11 protein-coding genes are annotated in these 17,772 nt (G+C 66.4%); 3 read left to right on the forward strand and 8 right to left on the reverse strand.

The features are described 5' to 3' along the window. Nucleotides 1-6: 6 nt before the first annotated feature. The 8 genes from ISF28_RS14445 to ISF28_RS14480 all read right to left on the reverse strand — a co-directional run bounded on the left by ISF28_RS14445 (nucleotide 7) and on the right by ISF28_RS14480 (nucleotide 13,771). Complete coding sequence (locus ISF28_RS14445) at nucleotides 7-4,722, reverse strand: glutamate synthase-related protein (RefSeq protein ID WP_198117877.1); 4,716 nt, start codon at nucleotides 4,720-4,722, stop codon at nucleotides 7-9. Between the two features lie 146 nt (nucleotides 4,723-4,868). Next, a complete protein-coding gene (locus tag ISF28_RS14450; RefSeq protein ID WP_198117878.1) occupies nucleotides 4,869-5,717 on the reverse strand; it encodes an alpha/beta fold hydrolase in 849 nt (282 codons plus the stop codon). A gap of 106 nt (nucleotides 5,718-5,823) precedes the next feature. Beyond that, nucleotides 5,824-6,564 (reverse strand): LytR/AlgR family response regulator transcription factor, encoded by a 741-nt coding sequence (locus tag ISF28_RS14455; RefSeq protein ID WP_198117879.1) that lies wholly within the window; start codon nucleotides 6,562-6,564, stop codon nucleotides 5,824-5,826. Beyond that, the gene (locus ISF28_RS14460; RefSeq protein ID WP_198117880.1) at nucleotides 6,552-7,703 is read right to left on the reverse strand and encodes a sensor histidine kinase; all 1,152 of its coding nucleotides are present in this window, start codon (nucleotides 7,701-7,703) and stop codon (nucleotides 6,552-6,554) included. Before ISF28_RS14460 ends, ISF28_RS14455 begins: the two co-directional genes overlap by 13 nt. A 77-nt stretch (nucleotides 7,704-7,780) precedes the next feature. Continuing rightward, nucleotides 7,781-8,488, reverse strand: a complete 708-nt coding sequence (locus ISF28_RS14465; RefSeq protein ID WP_198117881.1) for a transposase — start codon at nucleotides 8,486-8,488, stop codon at nucleotides 7,781-7,783. Nucleotides 8,489-8,594: 106 nt separating this feature from the next. Next, nucleotides 8,595-9,281, reverse strand: a complete 687-nt coding sequence (locus tag ISF28_RS14470; RefSeq protein ID WP_198117882.1) for a response regulator transcription factor — start codon at nucleotides 9,279-9,281, stop codon at nucleotides 8,595-8,597. Nucleotides 9,282-9,353: 72 nt separating this feature from the next. Then, entirely contained in the window at nucleotides 9,354-10,490 is a 1,137-nt protein-coding gene (locus ISF28_RS14475) for a PAS domain-containing sensor histidine kinase (RefSeq protein ID WP_229519083.1), read from the reverse strand. Between the two features lie 170 nt (nucleotides 10,491-10,660). Further along, on the reverse strand, nucleotides 10,661-13,771 hold the full coding sequence (locus ISF28_RS14480) for a DEAD/DEAH box helicase (RefSeq protein ID WP_198117884.1): 3,111 nt from the start codon (nucleotides 13,769-13,771) through the stop codon (nucleotides 10,661-10,663). 559 nt (nucleotides 13,772-14,330) lie between these two features. On the opposite strand from ISF28_RS14480, the gene ISF28_RS14485 reads away from it, so the two are divergent. The 3 genes from ISF28_RS14485 to ISF28_RS14495 all read left to right on the forward strand — a co-directional run bounded on the left by ISF28_RS14485 (nucleotide 14,331) and on the right by ISF28_RS14495 (nucleotide 17,771). Continuing rightward, on the forward strand, nucleotides 14,331-16,682 hold the full coding sequence (locus ISF28_RS14485) for a Tex family protein (RefSeq protein ID WP_198117885.1): 2,352 nt from the start codon (nucleotides 14,331-14,333) through the stop codon (nucleotides 16,680-16,682). Between the two features lie 185 nt (nucleotides 16,683-16,867). Further along, nucleotides 16,868-17,185, forward strand: coding sequence for a Grx4 family monothiol glutaredoxin (gene grxD, locus ISF28_RS14490; RefSeq protein ID WP_198117886.1), 318 nt, complete (start codon nucleotides 16,868-16,870; stop codon nucleotides 17,183-17,185). Beyond that, entirely contained in the window at nucleotides 17,178-17,771 is a 594-nt protein-coding gene (locus ISF28_RS14495) for a UbiX family flavin prenyltransferase (protein ID WP_198117887.1), read from the forward strand. Before grxD ends, ISF28_RS14495 begins: the two co-directional genes overlap by 8 nt. Nucleotide 17,772: the final 1 nt, after the last annotated feature.

A 17,772-nucleotide genomic window follows, 5' to 3' on the forward strand; every position in this document is an offset into this window, starting at 1 on the left:
GGCGCATCAGGCAGCCAGTTCAATCTTGTCGTTGGCTTCTTCCATGCTGCTGTTGTGCATCTCTTCCAGCGCGCGCTTGTACTCGGTCGGGAAGACCTTGACGAACTTGCTGCGGCTGTTGGCCCAGTCGTCCAGCAGGTTGCGGGCGCGGGTCGAACCGGTGTGCTTGAAGTGACGCTCGATCAGGCGCTTCAGGATCGCTTCGTCCGACTCGCGCTCGCCGTTGCGGGTCTGGGCGTGCCAGCTGGCCTTGTCGCTTTGTTCCTTGGTCGACAGCACGCGCTCCAGTGCCACCATCGCGGTGTTGCACTTCTGCTCGAAATCGCCCTTCGGATCGTAGACGTACGCCACGCCGCCCGACATGCCCGCCGCGAAGTTGCGGCCGGTCTCGCCCAGCACGACGACCGTACCGCCCGTCATGTATTCGCAGCCGTGGTCGCCCACGCCTTCGACGATGGCGGTCGCACCCGAGTTACGCACCGCGAAACGCTCGCCGGCCACGCCGTTCAGGAACGCTTCGCCGGCAATCGCGCCGTACAGCACCGTGTTGCCGACGATGATGTTGTCGACGGCCCAGCCGCGGAACTCCGTGTTCGGACGCACGATGATGCGGCCGCCCGACAAGCCTTTGCCCACGTAGTCGTTGCCCTCGCCGACCAGGTCCAGCGTGATGCCGGCCGCCAGGAACGCGCCGGCCGACTGGCCCGCGGTGCCCTGCAGCTGGATGTGGATCGTGTCGTCCGGCAGGCCGGCGTGGCCGTAGCGCTTGGCGACTTCGCCCGACAGCATCGTGCCGACCGTGCGGTTGACGTTCTTCACCGGCGAGATGAACGAGACGCGCTCGCCCTTCTCCAGCGCGGCCTTGGCCTGCGCGATCAGCTTGTGGTCCAGCGCCTTGTCCAGGCCGTGGTCCTGTTCGTCCGAGTGCAGCAGCTGGCGTTTGTCGTCGACCTTCGGCTGGAAGAAGATGTTGCTGAAATCCAGGCCCTGCGCCTTCCAGTGGCCGACGGCCTTCGACTTGTCCAGCAGGTCGGAACGGCCGATCAGTTCGTCGAACGTGCGGATGCCCAGCTGGGCCATGATCTGGCGCGCTTCCTCGGCGACGAAGAAGAAGTAGTTCACGACGTGTTCCGGCTTGCCCGAGAACTTGGCGCGCAGTTCCGGATCCTGCGTGGCGACGCCCACCGGGCAGGTGTTCAGGTGGCACTTGCGCATCATGATGCAGCCTTCGACGACGAGCGGCGCCGTCGCGAAGCCGATTTCGTCCGCGCCCAGCAGGGCGGCGATGACGACGTCGCGGCCGGTACGCATCTGGCCGTCGGCCTGGACGCGGATACGGCTGCGCAGGCCGTTCAGCACGAGGGTCTGCTGGGTCTCGGCGAGGCCCAGTTCCCACGGCGTGCCGGCGTGCTTGACGGACGACAGCGGCGACGCACCCGTACCGCCGTCATGGCCGGCGACGACGACGTGGTCGGCCTTCGCCTTCGACACGCCGGCGGCCACCGTACCGATGCCGACTTCCGACACCAGCTTCACGGAAATCGACGCGTGCGGGTTGGCGTTCTTGAGGTCGTGGATCAGCTGCGCCAGGTCTTCGATCGAGTAGATGTCGTGGTGCGGCGGCGGCGAGATCAGGCCCACGCCCGGCACCGAGAAGCGCAGCGACGCGATGTACTCGGACACCTTATGGCCCGGCAGCTGGCCGCCTTCGCCCGGCTTCGCGCCTTGCGCCATCTTGATCTGGATCTGGTCGGCCGAAGCCAGGTATTCGGCGGTCACACCGAAGCGGCCCGACGCCACCTGCTTGATCCGGGAGCGCAGCGAATCGCCCTCGGTCAGCGGAATGTCGGCGACGACGCGGTCCTTGCCCAGGATCGACGCCAGCGTCTCGCCCTTGGCGATCTTGATGCCCTTGAACTCGCCCATATAGCGTGCCGGGTCCTCGCCGCCTTCGCCGGTGTTCGACTTGCCGCCGATGCGGTTCATGGCGATGGCCAGCGTGGCGTGCGCCTCGGTCGAGATCGAGCCCAGCGACATCGCGCCGGTAGCAAAACGCTTGACGATGTCCTTGGCCGGTTCCACTTCGTCCAGCGGGATCGCCTTGGTCGGATCGATCTTGAACTCGAACAGGCCGCGCAGGGTCAGGTGACGCTTGCTCTGGTCGTTGATGATCTGCGCGTACTCTTTATACGTGCTGTAGTTGTTGGCGCGGGTGGAGTGCTGCAGCTTGGCGATGGCGTCCGGCGTCCACAGGTGGTCTTCGCCGCGCACGCGGTAGGCGTATTCGCCGCCGACGTCCAGCGCGTTGGCCAGCAGCGGGTCCTTGCCGAAGGCCAGCGCGTGCAGGCGCAGGGCTTCCTCGGCCACTTCGAACAGGCCGATGCCCTCGACGGTCGACGACGTGCCGCGGAAGTACTTGTCGACCAGCGACTTGTTCAGGCCGATGGCTTCGAAGATCTGGGCGCCGCAGTACGACATGTACGTGGAGATGCCCATCTTCGACATCACCTTCATGAGGCCTTTACCGACCGCCTTGGTGTAGTTGTACATCGCCTTGTCGGCCGCCATCTCGTGCGGCAGCGTGTGCGCCAGGTCGACCAGCGTTTCCAGCGCCAGGTACGGGTGCACGGCTTCCGCGCCGTAGCCGGCCAGCAGGGCGAAGTGGTGCGTCTCGCGGCACGAACCGGTTTCCACGACGAGACCCGTCGACGCGCGCAGGCCGCGCTGGACGAGGTGCTGGTGGATCGCGGACGTCGCCAGCAGCGCGGGGATCGCGACCTGGTCGGCGTTGACGTTGCGGTCCGAGATGATCAGGATGTTGTGGCCCGATTTCACGGCATCGACGGCTTCCGCGCACAGCGAGGCCAGCGACGCTTCGATGCCTTCCTTGCCCCACGAGACCGGGTAGCAGATGTTCAGCTCATACGACTTGAACTTGCCGCCCGTGTGCAGGCTGATGTTGCGCAGGCGGGCCATGTCGTCGAAACCGATCACCGGCTGCGACACTTCGAGGCGCATCGGCGGGTTGACGTTGTTCGTGTCCAGCAGGTTCGGCTTCGGACCGATGAACGACACCAGCGACATCACCATCGCTTCGCGGATCGGGTCGATCGGCGGGTTCGTGACCTGGGCGAACAGCTGCTTGAAGTACGAGTACAGCGGCTTCAGTTTGTTCGACATCACGGCCAGCGGCGAGTCGTTACCCATCGAGCCAGTGGCTTCCTCGCCCAGCACGGCCATCGGGGCCATGAGGAATTTCAGGTCTTCCTGGGTGTAGCCGAACGCCTGCTGGCGGTCCAGCAGGGAAATGGCGGCCTTCTCGCCCTGCGCGTCCTTCACGCGGTTCTGCGACAGCTGGCTTTCCGACAGCTTGATTTCGTTGAGCTTGATGCGCACCGACTTGATCCAGGCTTTATACGGCTTGGCATTCGAGTAGGTGTCTTTCAGTTCCTTGTCGTCGATGATGCGGCCGGCTTCCAGGTCGATGAGGAACATCTTGCCCGGCTGCAGACGCCATTTCTTGACGATGCGCGATTCCGGGATCGGCAGGGTGCCCGATTCCGACGCCATCACGACCAGGTCGTCGTCCGTGACGATGTAGCGGGCCGGACGCAGGCCGTTGCGGTCCAGCGTGCCGCCGATGTGGCGGCCGTCGGTGAAGGCCATCGCGGCCGGGCCGTCCCACGGTTCCATCATCGCGGCGTGGTATTCATAGAACGCGCGGCGGTTCTCGTCCATCGTCGCGTGGTTTTCCCAGGCTTCCGGGATCATCATCATCATCGCCTGGGCGATCGGGTAGCCGGCCATGACCAGCAGTTCCAGCGCGTTGTCGAAGCAGGCGGTGTCCGACTGGCCTTCATAGATCAGCGGGAACAGCTTCTGCAGGTCGTCGCCCAGCACGGCCGACTTCATGACGCCTTCGCGGGCGCGGGTCCAGTTGAAGTTGCCCTTGACGGTGTTGATCTCGCCGTTGTGCGCGAGCAGGCGGTACGGGTGGGCCAGCGGCCACTCCGGGAAGGTGTTCGTCGAGAAGCGCTGGTGCACCATGGCCAGGGCCGACACGCAGCGCGGATCCTGCAGGTCCTTGTAGTACACGCCGACCTGGTCGGCCAGCAGCAGGCCCTTGTAGACCACGGTGCGGGCGGACATCGACGGCACGAAGAATTCCTTGCCGTGGATGAGTTTCAGGGCCTGGATCGCGTGGCCCGACGATTTGCGGATGACGTACAGCTTGCGCTCGAGCGCGTCCGTGACCATCACGTCCGGGCCGCGGCCGATGAAGATCTGGCGGATGACCGGTTCCTTGGCGCGGACGGTCGGCGACATCGGCATGGTGTCGTCCACCGGCACGTTGCGCCAGCCCAGCACGACCTGGCCTTCGGCGCGCACGGCGCGCTCGATTTCCTGTTCGCAGGCGATGCGCGACGCGTGTTCCTTCGGCAGGAAGATCATGCCGACGCCATATTCGCCCGGCGGCGGCAGTTCGATGCCCTGCTTGGCCATCTCGTCGCGGTAGAACTGGTCGGGGATCTGGATCAGGATGCCCGCGCCGTCGCCCATCAGGGCATCGGCGCCGACGGCACCCCGGTGGTCCAGGTTCTTCAGGATCAACAGACCCTGTTCGATGATGGAATGGCTCTTGTTGCCCTTGATATGGGCGACGAAACCGACGCCGCAGGCGTCGTGTTCATTGGCGGGATCGTACAAACCTTGGGCAATCATGGGGGCTCCGCAGCATTTTGAAGATATTGAAGGCCGAGAATAAAGCAGGCTTCGGTAAACATCAACAACAACAATTAGGGTCGGAGTCGAATTAAATTCAAATTTTACGGAGACAAAAATAAATAGGGACATAGTAATACGCCGGATCAACGGCTTGCCGTGCGCGGCGCGGCCAGTGTCTTGAGGACGTCGCGGATGGCGTCGATGACGACGTCGGGCGTGGCCGTCGGCATCTGGTGATCCGAATCGGCCACGACGGTCTGCGCTTTCGGATACAGGTTGCGGACCAGGTCGAACGTCGCCCGATCGGTCCTGCCGACGCCGAAATCGACGGCGATCGGCGGCATCTCGCCCGGATGCGGCCTGGGCCGGTTGACGAGACGGACGATCGGCATGTCGTCGATGGCCGGCAGCGCCAGCACGGCTTCGCCCGTCGCGTCGATCTGTTCGACTTCCTGCCACACGGTGCGCGAGAACAACAGCCGGCCGGCCAGGCGCGTCGCCCACGGGAAGTCTTCGGTGCGCTTGATCTCGCGCGGGTACACGGCATCGACGAGCACCAGGCCCTTCACCTCGTCCGGATGTGCGCGCGCGAACAGCTGCATGTACAGGCCGCCGAGGGAATGCCCGACCAGCACGTACGGCGGCTGCAAGCCCTTGTGCTTCAGCACCTGGCGCAATTCCTCGACGATCGTGCGGCCGTCGCGCGGCGTCGTGGCCACGTCGGTGTTGCCGTAGCCGGGCCGGTGGTAGGCGAACACGGTGGCGTCGCGGCTCGCGCCTTCCAGCACCCTGCCCCATTTGTCGATGGTGCCGCGCGAGCCGGCCTCGAACACGACGACGAACGGGGAGGCGGGATTGCGGATCGTGACGGATTCCACGCGGCGTCCGGCGATCGTCTCGACGGTCGGCGCGGGCTGGGCGGCCGCGCCCTGCGCAACCAGGCAAAGGAAACCGGAAACCAGCAGGGGCAACAGGGGCAGAAACTTGGACATGGGCGTTCTCATGGTGGGGTCGAAAACGCCAGCATCGCAGCCGGGCCGCGACGCCGCACCCGCCGTGCGACGGATCGACGGCAGGGCCGACGAACGGCGACGGAGGTCACATCGCCTTGAACAAGTGGACGAAGGCGCGGCTGACCGGCAGTTCGGCGGCGTGGCCGCGCATGCGCAGGAACAGGCGGCTCGTCTCGTCGCGCCGGGTGCCCTCGAGCCACGCCAGGTTGATCACGGTGGCGCGGTGCACCTGCCAGAACTGCAGCGGGTCGAGCCTGGACGCGAGCTCGGTGATGGTCGTGCGGATCACATAATCTCCGTGGCTGCTCGCGACCACGGTGTACTTGTCGTCGGCCTGGAAGAAGCGCACGTCGGCCACGTCCAGGTTGCGGGTGGTGGCGCCCTGGCCGGCGAGGATGTAGCGCAGGCGCGGGCCGGGCGGCGGCGCCATCAAGGTGCGCAGCGTGTCCGCCAGGCCGGCGTCCGTCGGCGCGGCCGGCCCCGCGCGCAGCCGCGCGACGGTCTTCGCCAGCCGCTCGGCGGCGACGGGTTTCAGGACGTAGTCGAGGGCCGCGTGCTCGAACGCCTGCAGCGCATACTCGTCGAAGGCGGTCACGAACACGACCCGCGTGGCGCCCTCGATGCCCTGCGCCACTTCGAGCCCGGTCAGGCCCGGCATCTGGATGTCGAGGAAGGCCAGGTCGGGCTCCAGTTCGGCGATGCGGGCGGCGGCGTCGATGCCGTTGCGCGCCACGTGGACGATCTGCAGCTCCGGCCACAGCGCCAGCAACTGGTCGCGCAGGTAGAGCGCGAGGTGCGGCTCGTCGTCGGCGATCAGGGCGCGCATGCCGTCTCCTCCTCCGCCGCCACGTAGGGCAGGTCGAGCACGGCTTCGGTGCCGCCGTGCGGGCCCGCGCGCAGCGTCAGGCTGGCAGCGGGACCGAAGCGCGAATGCAGGCGCGCGCCCAGGTTCGCGAGCGCCATCCCGGCGCCGGGACGCAGGCGGCGCGACGGTGTATCGAGTCCCATGCCGTCGTCGGCGACGCGCACTTCGAGCCGGCCGGCGCGCACGACCGCGTCGATGACGACGGTGCCGCCGTCGACCTTGGGCTCCAGGCCGTGGTGGATGGCGTTTTCGACAAGCGGCTGCAGCATCAGCGCCGGCATCCGCGCGGCCCGCGCCGCGCCGCTCGCCTCGATGCGGATGCGCAGCCGCTCCTCCATCCGGATCTGCATCAACGCCAGGTAGCTGCGCGCCATGTCCAGTTCCGCGCCCAGCGTGCTGTCGGTGACGCGCAGCTGCGCGAGACCGGCGCGCAGGTAGCCGGAAAAAGTTTCGAGCATGCGCTTGGCGCGCGGCGGATCGTAGTCCATCAGGCTCTGGACGTTGGCCAGCGTGTTGAACAGCAGGTGCGGTTCGATCTGCCCCTGCAGCAGGCGCAGGCGCGCCTCCAGCGCCTCGCCCTGCAACTGCTGGCGGCGCAGACGCGCACGCCACCACGCCCAGTTCGCGGCCATCGCGGCCAGCAGGAACGCGGCGATCTTGACGACGGCCAGCGGCGGCGACTGGAACTGGGCCCACAGGTCGAAGCCGGCCAGCGCCGGCACGGCCGTGAAGCCGAGCGCGATCCCGAGGACGAGGCCGGACGACGCGAGCGCACCGAGCGCCAGGACGGCGCGCGGGTCGCGCAAGGCCGACATGCGCGCGACCAGGGCCGCCGGCAATCTCCGTTCCGCCAGCCGCAGCACGGCGAACAGCGTGTGCAGGACGCACAGCGCGATGCCGATGCCGGGGAGCAGCGCCGCCCGCCACCAGCCGGGCGGCGCCACGGTGGCGAACAACGCCACGAAGGTCATCAGCCCCAGCGCCAGGGCCAGCGCCAGCAGGGAGACGACGCACAGTCGGGCGCCGAGGCCGACGTCGTGGTCGGGACGCAGTTCCCACAACGAGCGCCAGGCCCGGCGCAGGATGGCTTGTCTTGTCATGCGTGCAAGTCTACCGGCCGGCCGCGGCGGTGGCGAGCGCCGTGCGACGAACGGCCAATGGACGCGATGGATGGCGGTCAATCGGCGGGGGCGGGGTCCTTGACCTTGAACGGCCGGCCCCGCTTGGCGGGCAGGATCTGGCGTTTCGTCTTCGCTTCGAGCTCGGCCTTGAAGGCATGCGAACCGACCGGCCAGCCTTTGCTCAGCGCCGTCCCGATCAACTCGCCTTCGTCGCTGCCATAGCCCTGCTGCACGAAGTCGATGTAGGCCGCCTCGCGCTGGAACGGCGTGTTGCCGAGACCCCAATACAGCATGTGCTCGGTGACCAGCGGATCCGGCCGGATGCCCGCGTGGTGGCCATAGCTGGACCAGCGGTACTCGTCGGGCGCGGCGGCGAGCCTGGCCTGCACGGGCGCGAGTTCCATGTAGCGGCTGCAGGCCAGCAGGTAATGGGCGGCGTCGACGACGCACGTGCGGAACCGGCCCTGGAACAGGGTGCCCGTCCGGCCGTGCCGGCTGTTAAACCAGGGAACGTAGTAGCGGCCGACCTTTTGCATCATGAGGGCCAGTCCGGTCTCGTCGGCGGGCGTGGCCAGGAGGATGACATGGTCCGGCATCAGCACCCAGGCGTGCACCGCCACCTTGTAGAACCGGGCGCACTCCTTGAGCCAGCCGAGGAAACGCGCGTGGTCGTCGTCGTCGCGGAAGATCAGTTGGTTGTCGTTGCCGCGCTGGATGATCAGGTGCGGCTGGTTCGGCAGGATCAGGCGGGGCTGGCGGGCCATGGCGTCATGGGAAGCGTCGAAAAGCCGATTCTAACGCAATCCCTCGCTCTGTCCCCGTTTATTTTCAAATCGCGAAAATCGCGAACCGACCCTGTCCCTGATTTGATCAGGCCAGCGTGAACCCGGCCGACAGGCTGTAGCCTTCGCCGTAGGCGCTGCGCAGCGGCAGGTCCTGGCCGAGGCCCGTGCGCGCCTTCTTGCGCAGGCGGTAGACGAGCATGTCGACGCGGCGGCTGGCGTCCGGATCGTCGCCGCCCATGCCGGCCACGATCACCTGGCGCGGCACGGGCCGGGTGTTGATGGTCAGCAAGTGCAGGAAGTTGCACTCTTTTTCCGTCAGGTCGATCACCTTGCCCATCAGTTCCAGCTGGCGGGCCGAGACGCGCAAGGTCCACTTGCTCGGCGTCGGCGCCGGCTGCTCGGCCGACGGACGCACGCGGCGGTCCAGCGCCTCGATGTGGGCGGCCAGTTCCGGGAACTTGATCGGCTTGGTCAGATAGTGGTCGGCGCCCAGGCGCAGGCCGAGGATGCGGTTGTCGAACGCGACCCGGCCCGTCAGCACCAGCAGCCCGATCTCGGGATACAGCTGGCGCATCCGCGGAATCACATTGAATCCGTCCTCGTCGGGCAGGCCCAGGTCGAGCACGACGACGGCCGCCGGCGTGCGCGTCAATGCGGCCCACATCTCGCTGGCGGTGGTCGCGATCGTGACGTCGTGGCCGAGTTCCTTGAGGAAGTCGGCCATGTCGCCTGCGTATTCGCCATTGTCTTCAACAATCAGTATTTGCGTCATGGGTTTGCCATGTTTCCTTGTTTCGTATTTCCCGGCCTCGGGCATTGTCCATGCCGATCTGTTGTCGGGCGGCTAACCCCGGTCGCCGTTCCGATTATCACTGCTGGTCAATCCGGAAGCAAGACCTTTTGCCGCGCCCGCCTGAACCGGCAGCCATAGCCTGAACTCGGCGCCCCGTCCTGGATGACATGCATATGTCAAGTTGCCGCCATGGACTTCCACCACGGAGCGCGCCATGTACAGCCCGAGACCGCTGCCCGCGATGCCCGCCGCGTTCGTGCCGCGATAGCCTTTGTCGAAGATGTGGCCGACGTCCGCCTCCGGCACACCCGCACCCTCGTCGCGCAGCGCCAGCTCGACGCCGCCGTCGACCCGCCGCCCCGTCACGTGCAGCTTGGAGCCGGCCGGCGTATAGCGCAAAGAATTGTCCAGCAAGACCTTGAGCGCCAAGCGCAGGCCGGACGGTTCGCCGCGCAACGTCGCCGGCAGCTCGTCCGCCGCCAGCGTCACGGGACGCCCGGCCACGCGCGCCTGCGCCACCAGCTCTTCCAGCAGCAGGCGCGGTCCCACCGTGTGGTCGCGGCGCTGGCTGCCCAGCGCGGCCATGCGTTCCGGCGACAGATAATCGTCCAGCATCGCGATCAGGCGATCGGTTGCCGTCGCGATCTTGCGGTAGCGCTGGCGCGTCGCCTCGTCGGCCTTCGTGCCCAATGCCTCGAGCCGCTGGATGGCGCCGTCGATCGTCGACAGCGGCGTACGGAATTCGTGGTTCAGCATGCTGGCAAAACGCTTGCGCTCGCGCTCGCGCTCGCGCCGCGCGGACACGTCGCGCACGAGGCCCAGCAACGCGCGCGGCTGTCCCGCGTCGTCCAGCGCCAGCGTGGAAATCATCTCGACGGCCACCTCGCTCCCGTCCGGCCGGCGCAGGTCGAACTCGCGCATCACGCGCAGGCGCGATCCGTCGCCCGCCGCGAAGCGACGCAAACGCTCGGACAGGCCGGCGCACAGGGCCGCCAGCGGACCGTCGCCGCCCTCGTCGAGCTGCGCGCGGATGTCGTCGACGGTATAGCCGAGCATCTCGTCGACGCCGGCGCTGACGTAGATCGGCTGTTTGGTAGCGCAATCAAGTATGAAGGCGAGATCACCACCGAGTTCAGCAATCGAACGAAAGTCGTCGGCCGATGGGGAGACGGAAGCACTGCGCGTCATGGGGGCCTTCATGAGAATGATTCCAGACAATAAGTATAGTGCCCGAAATAACGGTTTGCATAGGCAACAAGGGCCCACCGTTGCACTAAACACGCATAAGTGATATATGCATACGCAAATAAAAAGGGCAAGCCGGCCGGCTTGCCCTCACGTGGTGCACTGCTGCGCGCTTACTCGTCCAGCGGCGCGAAAATCGCTTGCAGGTCTTCCTGCGTGAGCGCCATTTTCTGCGATTCGCCTTCGGCCAGGATCGACGCGGCCAGCTCGGATTTCTTTTGCTGCAGCAGCTGGATCTTTTCTTCCAGCGTGCCCTTCGCGATGAGCTTGTAGACGAACACGGGTTTGTCCTGCCCGATGCGCCAGGCGCGGTCCGTCGCCTGGTTCTCGGCCGCCGGGTTCCACCACGGGTCGTAGTGGATGACGGTGTCGGCCGCCGTCAGGTTCAGGCCCACGCCGCCGGCCTTGAGGCTGATCAGGAAGATCGGCACGGCGCCCTGCTGGAATGCGGCGACCTGCGCGGAGCGGTCGCGCGTCTCGCCCGTGAGGATCGCGTACGGGATCTTGCGCGCGTCGAGTTCTTCCTCGATCAGGCCCAGCATGCTCGTGAACTGCGAGAACACGAGGATCTTGCGGCCTTCGCCCAGCAGGTCGTCGACCATCTGCATCAGGTCCGTCAATTTGGCCGACACGGCCGCCGTGTTCTTCTTGCCCGGCATGGCTTTCACCAGGCGCGGGTCGCAGCAGACCTGGCGCAGTTTCAGCAGCGCTTCCAGGATGACGATCTGGCTGCGCGCCACGCCCTTGCGGTCGATTTCCTCGCGCACCTTCTTGTCCATCGCCAGGCGCACGGTCTCGTACAGGTCGCGCTGCGGGCCCGTGATCTCGATGCGGCGGATCATCTCCGTCTTTTCCGGCAGTTCCTTTGCCACATTGTCCTTCGTGCGGCGCAGCAGGAACGGCTTGATGCGGCGGTTCAGCAGCATGCGGCGCACCGGGTCGTCCTGGCGCTCGATCGGGTGGCGGAACTGGGTGTTGAACGTCTTTTCGTCGCCCAGCAGGCCCGGCAGCAGGAAGTGGAATTGCGACCACAGCTCGCCCAGGTGGTTTTCCAGCGGCGTGCCGGACAGGCAAAGGCGGTGGCGCGCGTTCAGCGAGCCGGCCGTCTGCGCCGCCTTCGAGCGCGTGTTCTTGATGTAGTGCGATTCGTCCAGGATCACGAGGTGGTACTGGTGCTCGCGCAGCTTTTCCTCGTCGCGCGGCAGCAGGGCGTACGTCGTCAGCACGATGTCGGCGCCATCGATCTGGTCGAACAAGTCCATGCGCTCCTTGCCCTGCAGCAGGAGCACCTTCAGGTCCGGCGCGAAGCGCGCGGCTTCCTCCATCCAGTTCGTCATGAGGCTCGTCGGCGCGATGACGAGGGCCGGGCTGGTGAGCCTGCCCGCTTCCTTTTCCGTCAGGATGTGGGCGATCGTCTGCACCGTCTTGCCGAGTCCCATGTCGTCGGCCAGGATGCCGCCCAGGTCGTATTCGCGCAGGAATTGCATCCACGCGAGACCGTCGAGCTGGTAGTCGCGCAGGGTCGCCTGCAGGCCCTTCGGCGCGTCGACCTTCTTCACCTTGCCGAATTGACTCAGCTTGCGGCCCGTCTCGCGCAGGCGCTCGCCGCCCGTCCAGTTCAGCTCCGTGCCTTTCGCGAGTTCTTCCAGGCGCGCCGCGTCCAGCGTCGACAGCCGGACCTTGTTCTTGATCTTGTCGTTGAAATACAGCTCGCCCAAGGTCGACAGGATGGGTTTCACGCGGCCCCACGGCAGCGCCACGCGCAGGCCATCCGGCAAGGTGGCCAGCATCTGGTCGGCCTCCGCGTGCGCGGCCAGCACGTCCGGATTGAAGTCCAGCGGCGCCGTGCGAATGAGTTGCACGAGCACGGGCAGCAGGGGCACGCGCTTGCGGTTGACGACGATGCCCAGCTCCAGCTCGAACCACGCGTTGCCGGCCTCGGGCGGCTCGTCGATGTCGGCATACCAGTCCTCGACCGGCACCACGTCGTAGCGGTATTTCGGCGACTTTTGAACGTGCCAGCCGAGGTCGGACAGCGCGTCGAGGTCGTTCTCGGCGAAGCGCAGCCAGTGCGCCTGGCTGTCGAGCAGCTGCGCGCCGGACAGCGCCGACAGCGGCGCCGTGGCCGGCTTGCGGAACCCCAGCTTGTGCAGCGTGTCCAGCGCGGCGGCTTCCAGGGTTTCGTCGCGCTGGATGACCTCGGTGACGTCGCCGATCTGGCGCACGACGCGCTGCGCCGGGTCGAACGAGATGCGCTGGCCGTCGTAGTCGAACGACAGCACGGCGAAATCCTGCCAGCGCTGGCCATTGCCTTCGGCCTGGGGCAGCGCGTCGAGCAGCAGGTGCGGCTGCGGCTTCACGTCCGTGCGGATGCGCTGCGTGAGCGGCTGCGGCAGCGGCATCAACTGTTGCAGGCCATGAGCCAGCAGCAGTTGCGACACGCGTTTTTTATCGTTGCCGGCCAGCGGCGGCGCCTGCTGCACGAGCGCCTGCAATTCGGCCAGCGAGATGTCGATGCCGCCGCGGTTCAGGTCCAGCGGGCCGCACGACAGATTGTCGATGTACCACGGCGGGTCGGTCGGCAGCATGTAGTCGACGAGGTCGGCACCGGCGTGCGTCGCGCCCTTGGCCGGCTCCACCGACCATCCCAGCTTGGCCGCGCGGCCTTCGTCGCGCCACGTGAGATTGGCCGTGCGCACCGGGCCGGCCTGCAGCGGATACAGCAGGCCGTTGGTCATGTCGGACCACGAGTTCGCCCACAGCAGTTTGCCCTGCTCGAGCAATTGCTGCAGCAGGATGGCGCCGACCTTGCCCTTGGGCTCGGTGGCGCTCGTGCTCTGGTTGGAGCCGCTGCGCATGGCGATGAAGAAGCGCACGAGGTCCTCGTCGTCCCCTTCGAGATAGGCGGGCGGCGCCGACAGCAGCGAGAACACCTCGCTCACCGGGCTGGCCGCGGCCACGTCCCCGTTCGGGCGCAGGCGCGCCTTGCACAGGCAGATCGCGACGTGGCGGCCGCCGCTGGTCGGGGCCATGACGTAAACGAATTTGTACTGGACGGCCTTGGGGTCAGTGACTTCCGCGGTCAGCCTGGGCTGGGGATGTGCTGCCGCCTCGACCCTTTGCAGCCAGCTCAACACCGGGGCGGGCAGGGCGGGAGCGCGTGCGGGTGCTCGGGCCGGCGGTGCGTCGCTGGTGTCGTCGCGATGAAAATCAACTGTGTGCATGGGTCTCACGAGTCTATATTTGAAAAAACAACAAGTCCTATTATCCCTGATGCGACCCCGACATCTTTGTTCGGAGTCGCACGTAGCGGGCAAAACTTTACGAGCCGAAAGGAGTAGAAGTTACACTCTGCGGCCGCGCTTTGCCAGCCCCCATCACGCATTTTTCGCTCGATTCCCCGGAGAAATTAAGGTTCCCCATCTTTCGCGTCAAGACACGATGCGCCACGTGGACAAACGCGCGCCGGGCGTCAGTCCTCCAGTATGGCGACAAGCCGCCAGGCCCGAACATGATCTGTCGCAATAAGTTCCGGGAACTCGGCGATCGAAAGACCTTCGAAATCGGGCAACAGCGACATCGTTCGTCGTCGGCCGTGGAACCGATGAGTTATCGAACCCGACATGTTACGGCATCCGGGCGCCGCTGCCTATCGCGCCGCGGACGGCGTAGCGACAAATCCGCAACGATGGACGCCAAGAATGACGCACTGTCAAGACTGGCGCATCGCCCGCGATTGCGTATCATTGCCCGTTCGATTCACCGAACACTCGCAACCGACCCATGCTGCCTTCGATCGAACAACGCCTCGCTTCAGAACTGTCCGCCAAACCGGCACAGGTGGCCGCCGCCATCGCCCTGCTCGACGAAGGCGCGACCGTGCCCTTCATCGCCCGCTACCGCAAGGAGGCCACGGGCGGCCTCGACGACATCCAGCTGCGCCTGCTGGAAGAGCGCCTGCGCTACCTGCGCGAACTGGAAGACCGCCGCGCCGCGGTCATCGCCTCCATCACGGAGCAGAACAAGATGACGCCGGAGCTCCTGCAGGCGATCTCGCTCGCGGAAGACAAGACGCGCCTGGAAGACCTGTACCTGCCGTACAAGCAGAAGCGCCGCACCAAGGCCCAGATCGCGATCGAGGCCGGCCTGGCGCCGCTGGCCGACGACCTGCTCGCCGATCCCGCGCGCGATCCAGAAGCCGAAGCCGCCAAATACCTGCGCGACGCGTTCACGAACGCGGACGGCGTCGCCAACCCCGGCGTGGCCGACACGAAGGCCGCGCTGGACGGCGCGCGCCAGATCCTGATGGAGCGCTTCGCCGAAGATGCCGAGCTGCTGCAGGCGCTGCGCGAATACGTGCGGGAACACGGCGTCGTCGAATCGAAGGTCGTCGACGGCAAGCAGGAAGAAGGCGAGAAATTCGCCGACTACTTCGATTATTCGGAGACGCTTGCCACCATCCCGTCGCACCGCGCGCTGGCGCTGATGCGCGGCCGCCGCGAGGGCGTGCTGGACGTCGCGCTGCGCCTCGACTCCGAGCCCGAGAAACCGAAGTGGGACGCGCCGCACAACCCGTGCGAAAGCCGCATCGCCGCGCGCTTCGGCATCAAGGCCGCGGGCCGTCCGGCCGACAAATGGCTGCTCGACACGGCGCGCTGGACGTGGCGCGTGAAGAGCTTCATGTACATCGAGACGGAGCTGATGGGCGCCTTGCGCGACAAGGCCGAAGGCGATGCCATCCACGTGTTCGCCCGCAACCTGAAGGATCTGCTGCTCGCGGCACCCGCGGGCCCGCGCGCGACGATGGGCCTCGACCCGGGCCTGCGCACGGGCGTGAAAGTGGCCGTCGTCGACGCGACCGGCAAAGTCGTCGACACGTCGACCATCTACCCGCACGCGCCGCGCAACGACTGGGACGGCTCGCTGCACACGCTGGCCAAGCTGGCCGCGAAACACGATGTCTCGCTGATCTCGATCGGCAACGGCACCGCGTCGCGCGAGACCGACAAGCTGGCGCAGGACCTCATCAAACAGCATCCGGAACTGAAGCTGACGAAGATCGTCGTGTCCGAAGCCGGCGCGTCGGTGTACTCAGCGTCGGAATTCGCGTCGCGCGAGCTGCCGGACCTGGACGTGTCGCTGCGCGGCGCCGTCTCGATCGCGCGCCGCCTGCAGGACCCGCTCGCGGAACTGGTCAAGATCGATCCGAAATCGATCGGCGTGGGCCAGTACCAGCACGACGTGTCGCAGACCCAGCTCGCGCGCCAGCTCGACGCCGTCGTCGAGGATTGCGTGAACGCGGTCGGCGTGGACGTCAACACGGCGTCGGCGCCGCTGCTGGCGCGCGTGTCCGGCCTGTCGTCCAGCGTGGCGCAAAGCATCGTCAACTACCGCGACCAGCAAGGCGCGTTCCCGTCGCGCGCGGCGCTGAAGAAGGTGCCGCGCCTGGGCGACAAGACGTTCGAGCTGGCGGCGGGTTTCCTGCGCATCGCGAACGGCGACAACCCGCTCGACGCGTCGGCCGTGCACCCGGAATCGTATCCGGTCGTCGAGAAGATCCTGGCCGACATCCAGAAGGATATCAAGGCCGTGATCGGCGACAGCACGCTCGTGAAGCGCCTGAATCCGGCCAAGTATGCCGACGAAAAATTCGGCGTGCCGACCGTAACCGACATCCTCAAGGAACTGGAAAAGCCGGGCCGCGATCCGCGTCCGGAATTCACGACGGCCACGTTCAAGGAAGGCGTCGAAGCCATCTCGGACCTGCGCCCGGACATGATCCTGGAAGGCGTCGTCACCAACGTGGCGGCGTTCGGCGCCTTCGTCGACATCGGCGTGCACCAGGATGGCCTCGTGCACATCTCGGCGCTGTCGAACACGTTCGTGAAGGACCCGCACACGGTCGTCAAAGCCGGCCAGGTCGTCAAGGTAAAAGTGCTGGAAGTGGACGTCAAGCGCAAGCGCATCGCGCTCACGATGCGGCTGTCGGACAGCGCGCCGCAGGCGGGGTCGCAGCCGAACCAGCGCGCGGATCGCGATGACCGCAAGCGCATGGGGCAGCACCAGAAGCAGGAGCGTTCGGCGCCACCAGCGGGCGGCGCAATGGCGGCAGCGTTCGCCAAATTGAAGCGTTAATTCGTAGCCGTAGGGTGGGCACCCCGTGCCCACCAAACGTTCACGTGCCGTACGCTCTTGGTGGGCGGAGGCAATGCCCCCGGCATTACCTCCCCGCCCACCCTACGGGGATGCCTTATGCCGGCGTCCCCGTTTTCTTATAAAATGCCGCTATCCACCCAAATTTTCCCCAAAGGCAGAAGCAAATGAGCGACGTACAATCCTGGATCAAAGAGACCGTGACCAACACGCCCGTCGTGCTGTTCATGAAGGGCACGGCCCAGTTCCCGCAATGCGGTTTTTCCGGCCGCGCGATCCAAATCCTGAAGGCTTGCGGCGTCGATAACATCGCCACCGTGAACGTCCTGGAAGACGCGGAAGTCCGCCAGGGCATCAAGGAATACTCGAACTGGCCGACCATCCCGCAGCTGTACGTGAACGGCGAATTCATCGGCGGTTCCGACATCATGACGGAAATGTACGAGTCCGGCGAGCTGTTGGCCCTGCTCAAGAAGAATGGCTGATTCCGGCCCGCGCCGGATCGTCGTCGCCATCACGGGCGCGACCGGCGCAATCTACGGCGTGCAGCTGTTGCGACGGCTGTCCGCCGCACCCGGCGTCGAGACCCACCTCGTCATTTCCGACGCCGCCACCCTCACCCTGCACCAGGAAACCGGCCTGCAACGGCGCGACGTGGAAGCGCTCGCCCACGTGGTGCACCGCAACCGCGAGATCGGCGCATCGATCGCCAGCGGCTCGTTCCAGACGGACGGCATGGTGATCGCCCCCTGTTCGATGAAATCCCTGGCCGCCATCGCCCATGGCTTGTCCGACAACCTGATCGCGCGCGCTGCGGATGTCGTTTTAAAGGAACGCCGGCGCCTGATCCTGATGGTGCGCGAAACGCCGTTCAACCTGGCGCACCTGCGCAACATGACGGCGGTCACGGAAATGGGCGGCATCGTCTTCCCGCCGCTGCCGAGCTTTTACAACCGCCCCGCCTCGATCGACGAGATGGTCGACCACACGGTGGCGCGCGTCATGGACCTGCTGGGCGTCACGAACGACCTCGCCCCGCGCTGGGGCGGCATGGGCAACGACGTGCCCTGAG

This window comes from Massilia rhizosphaerae, assembly GCF_016093545.1.
Lineage (GTDB): Bacteria > Pseudomonadota > Gammaproteobacteria > Burkholderiales > Burkholderiaceae_D > Telluria > Telluria rhizosphaerae.

What these genes read in the sequence shown, in the direction of transcription:
- ISF28_RS14445 (WP_198117877.1), bottom strand. Translation starts at nt 4,722, where the DNA reads ATGATTGCCCAAGGTTTGTACGATCCCGCCAATGAACACGACGCCTGC.
- ISF28_RS14450 (WP_198117878.1), bottom strand. Translation starts at nt 5,717, where the DNA reads ATGTCCAAGTTTCTGCCCCTGTTGCCCCTGCTGGTTTCCGGTTTCCTT.
- ISF28_RS14455 (WP_198117879.1), bottom strand. Translation starts at nt 6,564, where the DNA reads ATGCGCGCCCTGATCGCCGACGACGAGCCGCACCTCGCGCTCTACCTG.
- ISF28_RS14460 (WP_198117880.1), bottom strand. Translation starts at nt 7,703, where the DNA reads ATGACAAGACAAGCCATCCTGCGCCGGGCCTGGCGCTCGTTGTGGGAA.
- ISF28_RS14465 (WP_198117881.1), bottom strand. Translation starts at nt 8,488, where the DNA reads ATGGCCCGCCAGCCCCGCCTGATCCTGCCGAACCAGCCGCACCTGATC.
- ISF28_RS14470 (WP_198117882.1), bottom strand. Translation starts at nt 9,281, where the DNA reads ATGACGCAAATACTGATTGTTGAAGACAATGGCGAATACGCAGGCGAC.
- ISF28_RS14475 (WP_229519083.1), bottom strand. Translation starts at nt 10,490, where the DNA reads ATGACGCGCAGTGCTTCCGTCTCCCCATCGGCCGACGACTTTCGTTCG.
- ISF28_RS14480 (WP_198117884.1), bottom strand. Translation starts at nt 13,771, where the DNA reads ATGCACACAGTTGATTTTCATCGCGACGACACCAGCGACGCACCGCCG.
- ISF28_RS14485 (WP_198117885.1), top strand. Translation starts at nt 14,331, where the DNA reads ATGCTGCCTTCGATCGAACAACGCCTCGCTTCAGAACTGTCCGCCAAA.
- grxD (WP_198117886.1), top strand. Translation starts at nt 16,868, where the DNA reads ATGAGCGACGTACAATCCTGGATCAAAGAGACCGTGACCAACACGCCC.
- ISF28_RS14495 (WP_198117887.1), top strand. Translation starts at nt 17,178, where the DNA reads ATGGCTGATTCCGGCCCGCGCCGGATCGTCGTCGCCATCACGGGCGCG.